The organism is Micromonospora sp. NPDC007271 (assembly GCF_040634005.1).
Taxonomy (GTDB): Bacteria; Actinomycetota; Actinomycetes; order Mycobacteriales; family Micromonosporaceae; genus Micromonospora.
The window spans coordinates 35,471-49,161 of sequence record NZ_JBEYER010000034.1; the positions used below are offsets into that span (position 1 = coordinate 35,471).

Below are 13,691 nucleotides of genomic sequence, written 5' to 3' on the forward strand. Positions count from 1 at the left end.
CGACCACCACCCGGCTGTTCGCGGCGGTCCGGTGGCACCGGGGAGAACGACGCGCCGGAAGACCCCTTCCCGGTAGACCTGTCGGCCGGCCGGGTCACGCCCCACCGCCGGTGACCGGCGGGATCATCTCGACGCCGAGTTGCTGGAGGACCTGGAACAGCTCGTTGACGCTCCACACGTCCACGATCCGGCCGCTGTCGTCGAACCGCAGGAAGGTGGCCCCGGAGTAGCTGACCACCCGGCCGGTCGGCGGCACCGGGCCGAACCGCCCGGCCTGGGTGCCGGCGGCCCGCCAGTGCACGGCCACCCGGTCCCCCGCGGCCACCACGTCCACAATCTTGTAGCGCAGGTCCGGGAAGGCCGCCCGCCGGTCCCGGTGCCAGGCCAGGGTCGCCGCCGGACCGGTCCCGCCCAGCCCAGGACAGTCCTCGGCGATCAGCTCGTACGCGGTCTCCTCACGGGTCGCGTTCCACACGTCGGCGATGAAACGTCGGGCCGCGGCCTCCACATCAGTCACCGCGGCAGCCTAGCCCCGCCTCCGGTGGGGGCCTGCCGCATCGACCCGCAGGGACCATGATTGGGACAGGACGAGAGCGACCGGAGGCACCGTGAGCGAGGTGGCGCAATGACCGAGAGCAGCGACGAGATCCTGGAGCGTACCGGCGGGAAGTACGTCGAGCCGGGCGGCGAGTTCACCCGGGACCAGCGCTACATCGCCACCCGGATCACCGCGGACGGGCGGGACGGCTGGCCGGTGGAGCCCGGCCGGTACCGACTCGCGGTGAGCCGGGCCTGCCCATGGGCGAGCCGGCTGATCATCGCCCGCCGGCTGCTCGGGCTGGAGGACGCCATCTCGATGGCGGTGGCCGGCCCGACCCACGACAAACGCAGCTGGACGTTCGATCTCGACCCGGGCGGGCGGGACCCGGTGCTCGGCATCGAGCGGCTGGCCGACGCGTACTTCAAGCGTTTCCCCGGGTACGACCGGGGCATCACCGTGCCGGCGATCGTGGACGTGCCGACCGGCCAGGTGGTCACCAACGACTACGCGCAGATGGGCCTGGACCTGTCCACGGAGTGGACGGCGTACCACCGCGAGGGGGCGCCGGAGCTGTACCCGGAGCGGCTGCGGGACGAGATCGACGAGGTCAACGCCCTGGTGTTCAAGGACGTCAACAACGGCGTCTACCGGTGCGGCTTCGCCGGCAGCCAGGAGGCGTACGAGAAGGCGTACCGCCGGCTCTTCGACCGGCTGGACTGGCTCAGCGAGCGGCTGGCCGGGCAGCGCTACCTGGTCGGCGACACGATCACCGAGGCGGACGTGCGGCTGTTCACCACCCTGGTCCGCTTCGACCCGGTCTATCACGGGCACTTCAAGTGCAACCGGGAGAAGCTCACCGAGATGCCGGTGCTCTGGGCGTACGCCCGGGATCTGTTCCAGACCCCCGGCTTCGGTGACACGGTCGACTTCGACCAGATCAAGCGGCACTACTACGAGGTGCACCGGGACATCAACCCGACGGGTGTGGTGCCGCTCGGCCCCGACCTGTCGAACTGGCTCACCCCGCACGGCCGGGAGGCTCTGGGCGGCCGCCCCTTCGGCGACGGCACCCCGCCCCCACCCCCGCCACCCGCCGAGCGCGTCGCCCCCACCCACACGCCGCTGCGCATCGGCTGAATGTCAAGAAGGGTTCCCTTCTCTACCGAAGGCGTTAAGAAGGGGCCCTTCCTTACAGCGCAAGGCGGACGGCGGCCGTCAGGACGAGCTGAGCGAGGGCCAGCGGGACCAGCACCAGCCAGCAGAGGCGCTGGAGCTGGTCCTCGCGCAGGCGCGGGTAGCTCACCCGGAGCCAGATGATCACGAACGCGACGGCGAAGACCTTGAGCAGCGTCCAGAGCCAGCCGAGCTGGGCGTCCGCGAACGGGCCGTGCCAGCCGCCGAGGAAGAGCACGGTGGTGAGCGCGGCGATCACCACGATGCCGACGTACTCGGCGAGCAGGAAGAACGCGAACCGCAGGCCGGTGTACTCGGTCAGGTAGCCGAAGACCAGCTCGGAGTCGGCCACCGGCATGTCGAACGGGGGCCGGCGGATCTCGGCCAACCCGGCGACGAAGAAGATCAACATCGCGGGCGCCTGCCAGAGCAGCCACCACGGCCGCCACGCCTCGACGATCCCGGGCAGGCTGAGCGTCCCGGCCGCCATCGCCACCGACGCGGCGGCCAGCACCAGCGGCAGCTCGTAGCCGAGCAGCTGGGCGGCGCCGCGCAGCCCGCCCAGCAGGCTGTACTTGTTGGCCGAGGCCCAGGCCGACATCAGCACCGCCAGCACCCCGATGCCGACCACGGCCAGCACGAAGAACAGGCCGATGTCCAGCGGCTGCCCGACCAGGTCGCCCGGGCCGAGCGGGATCACCAGCAGGGCGAGCAGGTAGGGCACCAGCGCCACCACGGGCGCCAGCCGGAACACCGGCCGGTCGGCGTCCCGCGGGGTGACGTCCTCCTTCTGCACGAACTTGAGCCCGTCGGCGACCAGCTGCGCCCAGCCGTGGAAGCCGCCCGCGTACATCGGGCCGAGCCGCCCCTGCATGTGCGCCATGACCTTGTGCTCGGTCTGCCCGACGACCAACGGCAGGACGAGGAACGCGACCAGCACGCCCACCACCCGCAGGACCAGCTCCAACCAGTCGGGCATCAACCGCTCTCCTCCTCGGGCCCGGGTTGGGCGGCGGGCTCCTGCCGGGGCGGGCCGGTCGGCCGCTCGCCGGGCAGCGGCCGGGGCGGGCGCGCGGCCGGGGCGGGGCGCGCGGGGCGTTCCCGGGCCGGGCGGGCCGGCGTACCCCCGCGGGGGCCCTCGCCCGCTCCGGCCGCGCCGGCGGGCGTGGGCGTCGTCCCCCACTCCCCCGGCGCCGGTACGCCCGGCGGCCGCATCGGCCGGCGGCCGCCGCCGGCCTCGGACTCGCCCGGCTCCTTCGCGCCCGGCCAGGGCTTGGCCACCCGGGACGCGAGCACGAACTCCTTGCGCAGCGGGTGCCCCTCGAACTCGGGCGGCAGCAGCAGCGGGCGCAGCTCGCCGTGCCCGTCGAAGGCGACGCCGAACATCTCGTGCGTCTCCCGCTCGTGCCACGCCGCGCCGGGGAAGAGGTCGACCACGGACGCCACGACCGGCGCCTCGCGGGGCACCCGGGTGCGCAGCAGCACCCCGTGCCGGTGCCGCGTCGACCAGAGGTGGGCCACCACGTCGAAGCCCTCGGCCAGCTCGTCGACCGCCGACAGCCAGTCGAAGAAGTCGCAGCGCAGCTCGGCGTCGTCGCGGGCCGCGCGCACCGCGTCCCGCCAGCCCGTCGCGGGTACGTCGACCGTGGCGCGGGCGTGCCGCTGACCGCCGGACACCGACGCGGTGGCCTCCACGGGCGCGAGCAGCGCGAGCAACCGCTGGCCGATCTCGTCCGGAGTCATGCCGCTGATCCTATGGCGGCCGGCCCCCACCCGCGTCGGGCCGCCCGCGCTCCGAACCCGGGATCCGTCGCTTTACCGCGCGGACGACCGGCCGGCGGGGAAAGATGAGCAGCGTGCGCGCTGTGACTGTGACTCCCGGGGTCCCCGACTCGCTACGGCTGATCGAGGACTGGCCCGAGCCGGCCGCGGAGGAGGGCGCGATCCTGGTGGAGGCGCTCGCGGTGGGGATCTGCGGGACCGACCACGAGATTGTCTCCGGCGCCTACGGCGAGGCGCCGCCCGGCCAGGAACAGCTCGTGCTCGGGCACGAGTCGCTGGGCCGGGTGCTGGAGGACCCCACCGGCACCCTGCAACCCGGCGACCTGGTGGCCGGCATCGTCCGGCATCCGGATCCGGTGCCCTGCCCGAACTGCGCGGTCGACGAGTGGGACATGTGCCGCAACGGCGGGTACACCGAGCACGGCATCAAGGCGTTGCCCGGCTTCGCCCGGGACCGCTGGCGGGTGCAGCCGAAGTTCGCCGTCGGCCTGGACCCGGCGCTCGCCCCGGTCGGGATGCTGCTCGAGCCGACCAGCGTGGTGGCCAAGGCGTGGGACCACATCGAACGGATCGGCTCCCGGGCCAGGTGGAAGCCGCAGAGCGTGCTGGTGACCGGGGCCGGCCCGATCGGCCTGCTGGCCGCGCTGCTGGCCAGCCAACGCGAGCTGTCCGTGCACGTGCTGGACCGGGCCACCACCGGGCCGAAACCGGAACTGGTCCGGGCGCTCGGCGCGACGTACCACACCTCGAGGGTGAGCGAGCTGGACTTCGCGCCGGACGTGGTGGTGGAGTGCACCGGCGCGCCGGCCGTGGTGCTGGACACCATGTACAAGGCCGCGCCGACCGGCATCGTCTGCCTGACCGGGGTGTCCAGCGGCGGCCGGACCATCGACTTCGACGCGGGCGCGCTCAACCGCGAACTGGTGCTGGAGAACAACGTGGTGTTCGGCTCGGTGAACGCCAACCGGCGGCACTGGGAGCAGGCCGCCGAGGCGCTGGCCCGGGCCGACCATTCCTGGTTGAACTCGCTCATCACCCGCCGGGTGCCGGTCTCGTCGTACGCCGAGGCCTACACCTCGACGGCGCAGGACATCAAGGTGGTGCTGGACTTCGAGCGGTGAGGCCGGCCGGGCACGCCAGGCCGGCGACCGCCCGTCGGCGGTGACTCAGCCGGCCGGCGGGCGTACCGGTGGCGCGGTGAGGGACTCCACCGGGCGCGGCGTGCTCTCCGCGGGCCGCGGGTCGACAGGTGGGGCGAGCCGGTCGGGGCGGGGCACGCCACCGAGCCCCGACTCCTCGGCGGCGATCTTCTCCTGGAGGCGAAGGATGCCGTGCAGCAGCGCCTCCGGCCGCGGCGGGCAGCCGGGCACGTAGACGTCGACCGGGATCAGCTGGTCGACGCCCTTGGTCACCGAGTACGAGTCCCAGTACGGGCCGCCGCAGTTGGAGCAGGCGCCGAAGGAGATGACGTACTTCGGCTCGGGCATCTGGTCGTAGAGCCGCTTGATCGCCGGTGCCATCTTGTCGGTGACCGTGCCCGAGACCACCATGAGGTCGGCCTGCCGGGGGCCGTGGGCGAACGGGATCACCCCGAGCCGCATGAAGTCGTGCCGACCCATGCTGGTGGCGATGAACTCGATGGCGCAGCAGGCCAGCCCGAAGTTGAACACCCAGAGCGAGTAGCGACGGCCCCAGTTCAGCACGAACCGGATCGGCTCGCCGAGCACCGCCGGCAACTGCACCTCGGGCCTCCCTCGTGTGTCCCCGACATGACAGTCAACCACAGCGCCGGAGGCGGCCACCGGCGCAACCGATGCTGTCATCGATACGTGTGACCGGCGTGGGCCGCACGACGTGCCGATACACGGGGAGGATCAATTGATGATGACGAGGGAGCCGCGACTCCGTGTACCGCCACCGGAGGGGACGGCGGAGCCGCCGGAACCGCCTGACGGGATCGACTTCGACGGGTTCTACCACGCGCACTTCCGGTCGCTGACGCTCCAGCTCGCCGCGTACTGCGGGGACCTGTCGCAGGCACAGGACCTGGTCCAGGAGGCGTTCTGCCGGGCGTTCGCCCGCTGGTCGCGGGTGTCCCGGTACGACGATCCGGTGGCCTGGGTCCGTCACGTCGCCTGGAACCTCGCCACGAGCCGCTGGCGGCAGTTGCGGACCGCCCATTCCTGGCTGCGGCGCCAGCGTGAGGAACACGTGCCGGGGCCGGGCCCGGACCGGGTGGCGCTGATGGCCGCCCTGGCGCAGTTGCCGACCAGCCAGCGCCGCGCGGTGGTGCTGCACTACCTGGCGGATCTCTCCGTCACCCAGATCGCCCAGCAGGAGGGAGTGCCGGAGGGCACGGTCAAGTCCTGGCTGCACCGGGGCCGGGCGGCCCTGGCCGCCGAACTGGCCACCACGAACGAGGTGAACAACCATGACTGAGCGCGACGACATCCTGGTCACCAGCGAGTTCGCTGCGTTTCGCGCGGCGTACTCGCCGGCGGTGCGGCCGGCCGGTCCGGCCGCCGTACGAGAAACGATCCGGCAGCGTCGCCGGCGTACCGCGGTGGTCACCGCGGCGGCCGTGGTGCTCGCCGTCGCGATCCCGGTGGGCGCCAACGCCGCCCTGCAGCGGCGTACCGGCCGGCCACCCGCGCCGGCCCAGAGCATCGAGCCGACGCCGTCGCAGACCCTTCCGTCATCGACGCCGACCACTGCCTCGCCGACGCCGAGCACGGCCGACCCGACCCCGGCCACGCCGAGCGGCCGGATCAGCCGGACCCAGTTGCTCGCCGCCCGTCTCGACCTGCCGGACTGGCCGTGGTACGTCCCGAAGACCTGCACGACGGCCAAGGTGCGGCTCGATCCGGGGCCGGGGGTCATCGGGGACTCCGTACCGGTGCTGCTGGGCGATCCGGACTACGGCGACCTGGACGGGGACGGCGGGGCCGAAACCGTCGCCCTGGTCAGCTGCCGGAACGGCGAGGCGCAGGTGAAGCAGGTGGTCGCCTTCGACCGGGACGTCGGCGGCCGGATCCGGCCGATGGGCCAGATCGTCGGCACGTTCGACGAACTGCCGGACATCACCGAGTTCTCGGTGCGGGCCGACGGGAGGATCCGGGTCCGGGTGGCCGACGGCCAAGCGTGCTGCGGCACGCCGGGGTGGATGCCGCAGCGGCAGTGGCGGACGTACGCCTGGTCCGGGGGCCGGTTCCGCCAGGTCGAGGGGCCCACCTCCTTCGGCCCGAACCCGCACGTGGTCGATCTCGCCATCACCGCCGACGACATCACCTGGGGCCCGAAGGGTGCCGACGGTACGCGAACCGGCACGGCCGTGGTGATCGTCCGGAACCTGAGCCAGGTCCCGGCCAGCCTGGTCGAGGTGCACCTGCGGATGCAGGTTGGCACCACGGCGGACGGCGGTGACTGGGCAGCCTGTCAGGGCGGCCCGCCGCCGAAGGGTCCCATCATCTGCCGCTTCGGCCCGCTCGGCCCGGGCGCGACGCGCACCTTCCGGTTCGGGCTGCGCAACTCGAACACCAGCAGTGGCACCGGCATCGCCGAGGTCGATCCGATCGGCACCGAGGCCTTCCCACTGTCGGATCCGTCGCGGGAGAACAACGAGGACCGCTACCGCTATCGCTGACTCCACTTCGGGCGGCCCGCTTCGCGGCGGGCCGCCCGTTGTGTACGGATGGGAGGCACCCCTTGTCAAGCCCTCCGCAGGTCGAGTTCCTGACATCCCGGGCCGCAACCCATCACCGGGTCGGGACGTGCTACCGGCGAACACCGCGACGAACGACCGTCGCGGGAACGGGGATCACGGGAGGACATGCAACATGACCACACGTACCGGACACCGGCTGGCGGCCGTCCTGCTCGGCCCGGCCATGGCGCTGCTGGCATCCGCCGCACCCGCGGCGGCCGCGCCCGCCAGCGGCAGCCCGGCCGCCGACGTCTCGGTGGGCCAGCTGGTGCTCGAGCCGACCGCGCGCGGCTACCAGGGCAACCTGCCGATCACGGTGACCAACCGCGGCCGGACCGAGACCTACTTCAGCGTCACGATCGTCGAGCCGGTCGGTGGCTCGATCGGCAACCTGTCACCGGAGAGCGCCTGCGGCTACCAGGGACTGCGGGACAATCGGCGGGTCGTCGACTGCATGGTGCCGGGGCCCAACCTGAAGCCGGGCCAGCGGCGGTCGTTCTCGGTCGCCTTCGAGGCGCTCACCACGCCGCGGAACGTGGCGATGGTCGCGCCGGGGGGCCAGGTTTCGGTCAACGCCGGCAACGGTAGCCAGGAGATCGCTGACACGGAGGACTTCACCGCCCTCTTCCGCTCCACCACGGGCTCGCTGCGCAACCCCGTGCCGTACGTCCAGGACAGCCAGGCCCGGGCGTCGATCAGCACGGCGGGGGCCGCCACCCTGGTACGCCAGGCGGACGGCAGCTACCAGGGTCGCCTGCCGGTGACCGTGGCCTGGGCCGGCGACACCGCGCACGACCTCCTCTTCGTCGACGCGACGCTGCCGGCGGGCGTGCAGGTCTGGGGCACCGACCCGCAGGACCTGCCGAGCTTCTTCACCAACTTCCCGGTGCCGGGCGGGCGCTTCATGGCCGGCGAGCAGCGCAACTTCGACGTGCTGCTCCGCGCCGAGCCGGAGACCGTCCCGGGCGACCTGGGCCGCGTCACCTTCGAGCTCTCCACGAACTGGGACGGTGACGTGGTGGCCGACGCCGACCCGGCGGACAACACCGCCTCGTTCACCGTGACGGCGGTCGAGGCGGGCTAATCCCCACCGTCGAGGGCCCGGAACCGCCACGGATCCGGGCCCTCGGCATGTGGCCGGCTCACCAGGTCAGGCCTTGCGGCAGCCCGGCGAACTCCGCCAGCAGCCGCTCCCGGTCACACCCCCTCCTCCGGCGACCAGGCCGCCGCCGCCATGTTCACCCCGGACGGGCGCAGCGGGCAGCCCTCGGACCGCAGCCGGGCTCGCGCCTCCACCTCGTGCCCGGGTGGCAGCCGCCCGGCCGAGTTCACCACCCGGTGCCACGGCACCGCACCGCCGTACCGGGCCATGATCGAACCGACCAGCCGGGCCGAGGCCCGCCCCGAGCGCTCGGCGAGCGCGTCGGCCACCGCCCCGTACGACATCACCCGCCCCGGCGGGATCCGCTCGACCAGGTCGAGCACCGCCTCGACGTACTCCTCAGGCGTCATGACCGGCCACGATATGGGAACGCGCGGAGGTCCGGCGGCCCCGGGCGCGCAGAATGGTCGGGTGCGTGAAGCAGTCACCTCGGCCCGCCGGATCGTCGTCAAGATCGGATCGTCCTCGCTGACCACGGCGGCGGGCGGCCTGGACGACGGCCGGGTCGACGCGCTGGTCGACACGCTCGGCGCGCTGGCCGCCGACGGGCGCGAGGTGGTGCTGGTCTCCTCCGGCGCGATCGCCGCCGGCCTCGCCCCGCTCGGGCTGGCCCGGCGCCCCCGCGACCTGGCCACCCAGCAGGCCGCCGCCAGCGTCGGGCAGGGCCTGCTCATCGGCCGGTACGCGGCCAGCTTCGCCCGGCACGGGCTGACCGTCGGGCAGGTGCTGCTCACCGTCGACGACGTGACCCGGCGGGCGCACTACCGCAACGCGTACCGGACCCTGCGCAAGCTGCTCGACCTGCGGGCGGTGCCTATCGTCAACGAGAACGACACGGTGGCCACCCAGGAGATCCGGTTCGGTGACAACGACCGGCTGGCCGCGCTGGTCGCCGCGCTGGTCGACGCCGACCTGCTGGTGCTGTTGTCGGACGTGGACGCGCTCTGGACCGGCAACCCGACCCGGCCGGGCAGCACCCGGATCACCGAGGTCCACGGCGAGGGCGACCTGGCCGGCGTGGACATCGGCGGCGCGGGCCGGGCCGGGGTGGGCACCGGGGGCATGGTCACCAAGGTCGAGGCGGCCCGGATCGCCACCGGCTTCGGCATCCCGGTGGTGCTCACCGCCGCGTCACTGGCCGCTCCGGCGGTGAGCGGGGAAACGGTCGGCACCTTCTTCCACCCGAGCAGCCGGCGCCCGGCCGCCCGGCTGTTCTGGCTGGCACACGCCACCGCACCCCGGGGTCGGCTGCACCTCGACCCCGGCGCGGTGCAGGCCGTGGTGGACCGGCGCAAGTCGCTGCTCCCGGCCGGGATCACCGCCGTCGACGGCGCGTTCACCGCCGGCGACCCGGTCGACCTGGTGGACACGGCGGGCGCGCCGGTCGCCCGGGGGTTGGTCAACTACGACGCGGTGGAGCTGCCCGGGCTGCTCGGCCGCTCCACCGCGGAACTCGCCGCGGCCCTGGGCCCGGCCTACGAACGTGAGGTCGTCCACCGCGACGACCTCGTACTGCTGTAAGCAGGGGCCCCCTGTTAACGCATTCTGTTGTACAGGGGGCCCCTCCTAACACCTCAAGGAGTGCGGAATGAGCGTCGTCGAGCAGGCCAGGCGGGCGCGGAAGGCGGCGGAGGCGCTGGCCGTCGCGAAGCGTACGGTCAAGGACGCCGCGCTGCACGCGATGGCGGATGCGCTGGTGGCGCGTACCCCGGAGATCCTGACCGCGAACGAGACGGACCTGGCGGCGGGGCGCGAGGCCGGGCTGTCCCCGGCCGTGCTGGACCGGCTGGCCCTCGACGCCGGCCGGGTGGCCGGCATCGCCGACGCGCTGCGCCAGATGGCCGCGCTGCCCGACCCGGTCGGCGAGGTGGTACGCGGCTCGACCCTGCCCAACGGGCTGGAGCTGCGCCAGGTCCGGGTGCCGTTCGGGGTGGTCGGCATCATCTACGAGGCCCGACCGAACGTGACCGTCGACGCGGCCGGGATCTGCCTGAAGTCCGGCAACGCCGCCCTGCTGCGCGGCTCCTCCTCGGCCGCGCACTCCAACGCGGCGCTGGTCGCCGTGCTCCGCGACGCGGTCGCCGGGTCCGGCCTGCCGGCGGACGCGGTGCAACTCCTCGACGCCACCTCGCGCGACTCCGTCAAGGAGCTGATGCGCGCCCGGGGCCTGGTCGACGTGCTGATCCCGCGCGGCGGCGCGTCGCTGATCCGGACGGTGGTCGAGGAGTCGACCGTGCCGGTGATCGAGACCGGGGTGGGCAACTGTCATGTCTACGTGGACGCCGCCGCCGACGTGGCGAAGGCCGTCGCGATCAGCCTGAACGCCAAGACCCAGCGCCTCTCCACCTGCAACACCGCCGAGTCCCTGCTGGTCCACCGGGACGTCGCGGACGCCTTCCTGCCCGCGGTGCTGGCCGCCTTCGCCGACGCCGGGGTCACCGTGCACGGCGATGCCCGGGTGGCCGCGTACTCGGCGGCGGTCGTCCCGGCCACCGACGAGGACTTCGCCACCGAGTACCTGTCGGCCGACATCTCGCTTGCCGTGGTCGACTCGCTCGACGCGGCGGTCGCGCACATCCGGCGGTACGGCACCGGCCACACCGAGGCGATCGTCACCGACTCCCAGTCGGCGGCCCGGGAGTTCGTGGCCCGGGTGGACGCGGCGGCGGTGATGGTGAACGCCTCCACCCGGTTCACCGACGGCGGCGAGTTCGGCTTCGGCGCGGAGATCGGCATCTCCACTCAGAAGCTGCACGCCCGCGGCCCGATGGGGCTGCCCGAGCTGACCAGCACCAAGTACGTGGTCACCGGGGACGGCCACCTGCGATAGCCGCGCGGGGCGCGAACCGGCGTGTCGCGTCCGGCCGGCCAGCCGATTTTCGCTGTGATGACTGTGAGTCATAAATATGCCTCACAGTCATCAGGCTCAAGAGTCTTCGCGACCCTGATCGGCCTCACTGAACATCACCACCGGGGCATCCCGCCCGCCGTCACCGCCTCCCTCGACCGGCACGGGCGGCGCGGGCACGGGCGGCGCAGGAACCGGCGGCGCGGGCACGGGCGGCGCAGGAACCGGCGGCGCGGGCTCCGGCGGCGCGGGCCCCGGCGGCATGGCCGGGGGCGGGGGCAGGACCCGGGCCCTCGGCTGCTGCGGCACGCGCGGGGGCCCGACCGGCGTGGCCGCCGGCTCGGCGGTGAGGCAGGCGCGGATCGCCCGCAGCGTGGTGTGCACATCGAACTGGTGGCCGTCGTCGCTGTCCCAGCCGCCGTCGCTGCGCTGGGTCTCGGCGAGCCGCCGGCGTGCCGAGACCAGCAGCCACTGCTCCTCGCCCACCTCGACCCGGCGCAGCGTGGCGGCCAGCCAGGCCACGTCGGCCGGGGACATCCCGGGGATCCGGTCGGCCAGCACCGCCTGGATCCGCGCCGACTCGTAGTACATCTGCTGGCGGTGCAGCACGGCCGCGGCCAGCCAGCCGGCGGGCAGGAACGACGGCCAGCTCCCGTCCGGGGCGAGCTGCGCGGCGAGCGCCTGCGCCGCCGCCTGCACCACCCCGGCGTACGCGCCGCCGACCCGGTGGTCGAGCGGCCCGGCGGCGCGGGCGTCCAGCCCGGCCACGGTCAGCCAGAACCCGGCGTTGGCGGTCAGGTAGAGGCGGGCCTCCGGGTCGCCCGGCGTGGCCCACTCGGGGGCGAACCCGGCCAGCGACGGGTCCTCGTCCCAGCCGCCGTCGGGAAGTTGCCGGGCGGCCAGCCAGTCCAGCGCGTGCCGGGCCGCCGGCCGGCTCAGCCCGCCGAGGTCGTCCAGCTCGGCCAGGCGGTAGCAGGTCGCGTCGACCGAGGCGACCTCGCCGTCGAGCACAGCGGGCCAGCCGCCGCCGGGTGCCTGCCCGGCCTCGGCCGCGTCGAGCAGGTCGGCCGGCACCGGGGCACCGGTACGCAGCCGGGAGAGACGGGCGCGGTCCACCGCGTCCCCGTGCGCCACGACGAAGCCGATAGCGGCGTCCAGATCGACCACGACAGAGACGCTACCTGCAGGAACGCCGTTCTGCCTCGGTAGCTCGGCCAGGGGTGAACCGGCCCACCGGCGGGTACGGGAAGGGCCCTCCCGGCACCCGGGAGGGCCCTTCGGTCGACGACTCAGTACGCCGGCAGCGACGGGTCGATCTGCTTGATCCAGGAGAGCACGCCGCCCTGGACGTGCACGGCGTCGGAGAAACCGGCCGCCTTCAGCGCGGCGAGCGCCTCGGCGGAGCGGACCCCGGACTTGCAGTGCAGCACGATCTGCCGGTCCTGCGGGAACCTGGCGAGCGCCTCGCCGGAGATGATCTCGCCCTTGGGGATGAGCGTCGCGCCGGGGATCCGGACGATCTCGTACTCGGCGGGCTCCCGGACGTCGACCAGGAAGAGGTCCTTGCCGGCGTCCTGCCACTCCTTGAGCTCCAGGGCGGTGATGGTCGAGTCGACCACCGCCTCCTGCGCCTCCACGGAGACCGCGCCGCAGAAGTCCTCGTAGTCCTCCAGCAGGTCGGTGACCGTGGGGTTCTCGCCGCAGAGCACGCAGTTCGGGTCCTTGCGGACCTTGATCTTGCGGTAGCTCATCTCCAGGGCGTCGTAGACCATCAGCCGGCCGACCAGCGGCTCGCCGATGCCGGTGAGCAGCTTGATCGCCTCGGTGACCTGGATCGACCCGACGGACGCGCAGAGCACGCCCAGCACGCCACCCTCGGCGCACGACGGCACCATGCCGGGCGGCGGCGGCTCCGGGTAGAGGCAGCGGTAGCAGGGGCCGTGCTCGGCCCAGAACACCGACGCCTGGCCGTCGAACCGGTAGATCGAGCCCCAGACGTACGGCTTGCCGAGCAGCACCGCCGCGTCGTTGACCAGGTAGCGGGTGGCGAAGTTGTCGGTGCCGTCGACGATCAGGTCGTACTGGGAGAAGATCTCCCGGACGTTGTCCCGGTCCAGCGCGGTGTTGTGGATCTGCACCTGGACCAGCGGGTTGATCTCACGGATCGACGCGGCGGCCGACTCGGCCTTGGGCCGGCCCACGTCGGAGACGCCGTGGATGACCTGGCGCTGGAGGTTGGACTCGTCGACGGTGTCGAAGTCGATGATGCCGAGGGTGCCGACGCCGGCGGCGGCGAGGTAGAGCAGGGCCGGCGAGCCGAGACCGCCGGCGCCGACGCAGAGCACCCGGGCGTTCTTCAGCCGCTTCTGCCCCTCCACCCCGACGTCCGGGATGATCAGGTGGCGCGAGTAGCGACGGATCTCGTCTACGGTCAGCTCGGCGGCGGGCTCGACGAGCGGGGGCAACGACACGGTGGACTCCC

At 73.3% G+C, this 13,691-nt stretch carries 13 protein-coding genes and 1 pseudogene; 7 read left to right on the plus strand and 7 right to left on the minus strand.

Annotation, left to right across the window (positions count from 1 at the left end):
- Positions 1-94 precede the first annotated feature (94 nt).
- Positions 95-517, minus strand: coding sequence for an ester cyclase (locus ABZ570_RS14870; protein WP_358062489.1), 423 nt, complete (start codon positions 515-517; stop codon positions 95-97).
- A gap of 108 nt (positions 518-625) precedes the next feature.
- On the opposite strand from ABZ570_RS14870, the gene ABZ570_RS14875 reads away from it, so the two are divergent.
- A complete protein-coding gene (locus ABZ570_RS14875; protein ID WP_358062491.1) occupies positions 626-1,678 on the plus strand; it encodes a glutathione S-transferase C-terminal domain-containing protein in 1,053 nt (350 codons plus the stop codon).
- Between the two features lie 52 nt (positions 1,679-1,730).
- On the opposite strand, the gene nuoH is transcribed toward ABZ570_RS14875, so the two are convergent.
- Together nuoH and ABZ570_RS14885 are read right to left on the minus strand one after the other, a co-directional pair.
- On the minus strand, positions 1,731-2,693 hold the full coding sequence (gene nuoH, locus ABZ570_RS14880) for an NADH-quinone oxidoreductase subunit NuoH (RefSeq protein ID WP_358062494.1): 963 nt from the start codon (positions 2,691-2,693) through the stop codon (positions 1,731-1,733).
- Positions 2,693-3,457, minus strand: a complete 765-nt coding sequence (locus ABZ570_RS14885) for an NADH-quinone oxidoreductase subunit C (RefSeq protein WP_358062497.1) — start codon at positions 3,455-3,457, stop codon at positions 2,693-2,695. Before ABZ570_RS14885 ends, nuoH begins: the two co-directional genes overlap by 1 nt.
- Positions 3,458-3,570: 113 nt before the next feature.
- Between ABZ570_RS14885 and ABZ570_RS14890 the strand changes: the two genes are divergently transcribed.
- Positions 3,571-4,617: a glucose 1-dehydrogenase gene (locus ABZ570_RS14890; protein ID WP_358062500.1), complete on the plus strand. Its 1,047-nt coding sequence runs from the start codon at positions 3,571-3,573 to the stop codon at positions 4,615-4,617.
- 45 nt (positions 4,618-4,662) lie between these two features.
- Here the strand turns inward: ABZ570_RS14890 and ABZ570_RS14895 are convergent, their stop codons facing one another.
- Positions 4,663-5,238 carry an NADH-quinone oxidoreductase subunit B gene (locus ABZ570_RS14895; protein ID WP_091198432.1) on the minus strand — a complete coding sequence of 192 codons (576 nt, stop codon included), beginning with the start codon at positions 5,236-5,238 and terminating at the stop codon, positions 4,663-4,665.
- A 136-nt stretch (positions 5,239-5,374) separates the two neighbouring features.
- Here ABZ570_RS14895 and ABZ570_RS14900 point away from each other — a divergent pair, with 136 nt between their 5' ends.
- The 3 genes from ABZ570_RS14900 to ABZ570_RS14910 all read left to right on the plus strand — a co-directional run bounded on the left by ABZ570_RS14900 (position 5,375) and on the right by ABZ570_RS14910 (position 8,283).
- Positions 5,375-5,935, plus strand: coding sequence for a SigE family RNA polymerase sigma factor (locus ABZ570_RS14900; RefSeq protein ID WP_358062503.1), 561 nt, complete (start codon positions 5,375-5,377; stop codon positions 5,933-5,935).
- The gene (locus ABZ570_RS14905; protein ID WP_358062506.1) at positions 5,928-7,139 is read left to right on the plus strand and encodes a hypothetical protein; all 1,212 of its coding nucleotides are present in this window, start codon (positions 5,928-5,930) and stop codon (positions 7,137-7,139) included. Before ABZ570_RS14900 ends, ABZ570_RS14905 begins: the two co-directional genes overlap by 8 nt.
- 193 nt (positions 7,140-7,332) lie before the next feature.
- Entirely contained in the window at positions 7,333-8,283 is a 951-nt protein-coding gene (locus ABZ570_RS14910) for a hypothetical protein (protein WP_358062509.1), read from the plus strand.
- 113 nt (positions 8,284-8,396) lie between these two features.
- Here ABZ570_RS14910 and ABZ570_RS14915 read toward each other — a convergent pair whose 3' ends face one another.
- The gene (locus ABZ570_RS14915; RefSeq protein WP_358062512.1) at positions 8,397-8,711 is read right to left on the minus strand and encodes an MGMT family protein; all 315 of its coding nucleotides are present in this window, start codon (positions 8,709-8,711) and stop codon (positions 8,397-8,399) included.
- 13 nt (positions 8,712-8,724) lie between these two features.
- On the opposite strand from ABZ570_RS14915, the gene proB reads away from it, so the two are divergent.
- Positions 8,725-9,882, plus strand: coding sequence for a glutamate 5-kinase (proB, locus tag ABZ570_RS14920; protein WP_358062557.1), 1,158 nt, complete (start codon positions 8,725-8,727; stop codon positions 9,880-9,882).
- Between the two features lie 67 nt (positions 9,883-9,949).
- The gene (locus ABZ570_RS14925; protein ID WP_358062515.1) at positions 9,950-11,191 is read left to right on the plus strand and encodes a glutamate-5-semialdehyde dehydrogenase; all 1,242 of its coding nucleotides are present in this window, start codon (positions 9,950-9,952) and stop codon (positions 11,189-11,191) included.
- 369 nt (positions 11,192-11,560) lie between these two features.
- Here the strand turns inward: ABZ570_RS14925 and ABZ570_RS14930 are convergent.
- Positions 11,561-12,427 (minus strand): annotated as a pseudogene (locus tag ABZ570_RS14930) (prenyltransferase/squalene oxidase repeat-containing protein); the annotation flags it as partial.
- 71 nt (positions 12,428-12,498) lie between these two features.
- Positions 12,499-13,680, minus strand: a complete 1,182-nt coding sequence (gene moeZ / locus ABZ570_RS14935) for an adenylyltransferase/sulfurtransferase MoeZ (RefSeq protein ID WP_358062518.1) — start codon at positions 13,678-13,680, stop codon at positions 12,499-12,501.
- Positions 13,681-13,691: the final 11 nt, after the last annotated feature.